This window comes from Ensifer sp. Root142, from assembly GCF_001426785.1.
Classification (GTDB): Bacteria; Pseudomonadota; Alphaproteobacteria; order Rhizobiales; family Rhizobiaceae; genus Ensifer; species Ensifer canadensis.
In genome coordinates this window covers 1-2471 of record NZ_LMFK01000041.1, presented here as the reverse complement: position 1 = coordinate 2471, position 2471 = coordinate 1, and the positions used below count along the sequence as shown (strand labels likewise).

General features: G+C 58.6%; 3 protein-coding genes. All 3 read left to right on the top strand.

Annotation, left to right across the window (positions count from 1 at the left end; all coding sequences use genetic code 11):
- The coding region (locus ASD52_RS28580; protein ID WP_200954106.1) for an FAD-binding protein at positions 1 to 232 on the top strand (232 nt) is incomplete at its 5' end.
- Positions 233 to 389: 157 nt separating this feature from the next.
- A complete protein-coding gene (locus ASD52_RS28575; protein WP_038576434.1) occupies positions 390 to 1262 on the top strand; it encodes a 3-hydroxybutyryl-CoA dehydrogenase in 873 nt (290 codons plus the stop codon).
- 218 nt (positions 1263 to 1480) lie between these two features.
- On the top strand, positions 1481 to 2398 hold the full coding sequence (locus ASD52_RS28570; protein WP_057226399.1) for a hypothetical protein: 918 nt from the start codon (positions 1481 to 1483) through the stop codon (positions 2396 to 2398).
- Positions 2399 to 2471: the final 73 nt, after the last annotated feature.

Below are 2471 nucleotides of genomic sequence, written 5' to 3'. Positions count from 1 at the left end.
CGGATATGCCCCAAACGACTGGCAGGTCGGCCAGACCGGCAAGGTGGTCGCCCCCGATCTCTACATTGCCTGCGGCATCTCCGGTGCGATCCAGCATCTGGCCGGCATGAAGGACTCAAAGGTGATCGTCGCCATCAACAAGGACGAGGAGGCGCCGATCTTCCAGGTTGCCGACTACGGCCTCGTCGCCGACCTGTTCGAAGCCCTGCCGGAGCTCGAAAAGGCGCTGTAACCATTCGCCAACCGCACTTCCCGAGCCTCAAGGAAAAGGGCTGGCAAAAGCGCGGACTTGGCATTAACAATCTACCGGGCCGGCCAGACCGGCCCGGTATTTTCGTATGTGACGGCGGCACGGCCGCCAAAATTCTTGAAGATGGATGTTCGCCGCGATGATCAAGACGGTCGGAGTTATTGGTGCCGGGCAAATGGGCTGCGGCATTGCGCATGTTTCGGCGATGGCCGGATACAAGGTGCAGATCTACGATCTTGCCGCTGATCGCATCGAGGCGGGCCTCGCCACCGTCAACGGCAACCTTGCCCGCCAGGTGTCATCAGGCAAGATGACCGACGAGGCTCGCAAGAGCGCGCTGGCGCTGATCAAGGGCTCGTCCGACATCAACGACCTGTCGCAGGTGGACCTCGTCATCGAGGCCGTCACCGAGGACGAAACCATCAAGCGCAAGATCTACGGCCAGGTATGCCCGATCATGAAGCCGGAAGCGCTGCTTGCGACCAACACCTCTTCGCTGTCGATCACCCGCCTTGCATCTGCGACCGACCGTCCGGAAAAGTTCATGGGCATCCACTTCATGAACCCGGTTCCGGTGATGAAGCTGGTCGAGCTCGTGCGCGGCATCGCCACGGACGAAGGCACGTTCAAGGCCGCCAAGGAATTTGTCGGCACGCTCGACAAGACCGTCACGGTCGCCGAAGACTTCCCGGCCTTCATCGTCAACCGCATCCTGCTGCCGATGATCAACGAGGCGATCTACACCCTCTATGAGGGCGTCGGCACGGTCGAGGCGATCGACACCGCCATGAAGCTCGGCGCCAACCACCCGATGGGTCCGCTGCAGCTCGCCGACTTCATCGGTCTCGACACCTGCCTGTCGATCATGCAGGTCCTGCACGACGGCTTGGCGGACTCGAAATACCGCCCCTGCCCGCTCCTGGTAAAATACGTCGAAGCTGGTTGGCTCGGCCGCAAGTCCGGCCGCGGCTTCTACGACTACCGCGGCGACGTGCCGGTGCCGACCCGCTAGGTCTGGATTCTGTTCAAGTAAGAACGTCCAATCTCCGCGGGATCCACAACCCTACATCTTGCGCGACAAGGAATTTGCTCGCCATACTGGTAACTTAGCTTAAAGACAGTTCTGTTACGCCCTCTCCTAGTCACGTGGGAGAGAATATGATTTCGCAAGCGATATCCTCAATGGCGGCACGGTCATTCCCCTCACTTTGGAGTGCGAGGGCGTGGCGCTTGGCGCTCATCCTCGGCCTAGCGCCTAATCTGATGATGCTGCTGGTCTTGCCGTTCTATGTGGCCGCACGACCGCTTTCGCCATTCCTTTACTTGATTGGAGGCCTATTCGCGCTGCGCGCCAAACCTACGTTGGCCTACCTGCTATTCCCGCTCATTGCCCTCATCGATTTCGGCCTCGTGGTTATGGTAGCGTTCCACCTGCCGCTCGGCGCTGCAATCCAGTCGGTGCGCTACATGGCATCGCTGGATCTCACCTCTTCCGTATTTTACGTCGTCGTGATCAGCCTCTTTATCGCGAATGGCGTTGCAATCGCCTGCCTCGTGAATCACAATCGACAGGTATTGCGAGGCGCATCGCTACTGCCAGGGGCTCTCGTCGCTTTCAGCGTGGTGATGTTGGAGCGCCATATCAATCGCCCTTTCCTGAAGCAACCTGCTGACTCATTTGAAAGCGCACTCTCGATCAATGGTATCGACGCCGCCGCTGTAGCGAATGGTGGTCGCAACTTGTTGTTCGTAATGGTGGAAGGGCTTGGCGCATTCTCCAGCCCTGAGCACACTGCAATTCTTTCACGGCGTCTGCAGCCAGCACTGGATACCGGGCGCTATGAACTTTCAAGTGGCCTCAGCAACTTCGAGGGTTCGACTACGGGCGCTGAATCCCGCGAACTCTGCGGACAATGGGGCGATCACACCGATTATCTTCGCCGGACCAGCTACGACTGCTTTCCGGCCGCCATGGCTGATCGGGGCTATCGAACAATCTCCTATCACGGCTTTTCGCAGAGGATGTTCGAACGGGACAAGTGGTATCCAAGAATCGGTTTTCTCGAATCGCACTTCCTTGAAGGCCTTGCGACCGACAGCAATAGATCCCATGGGCTGGATCACGGCCGCCGTTTTTTTGCAGAATGAGTGGTCGTCCGATCAACCACCTAATCTGAGGAGACTGCGATGCTTAAGACCGGAGACTGCGATGCTTAAGACC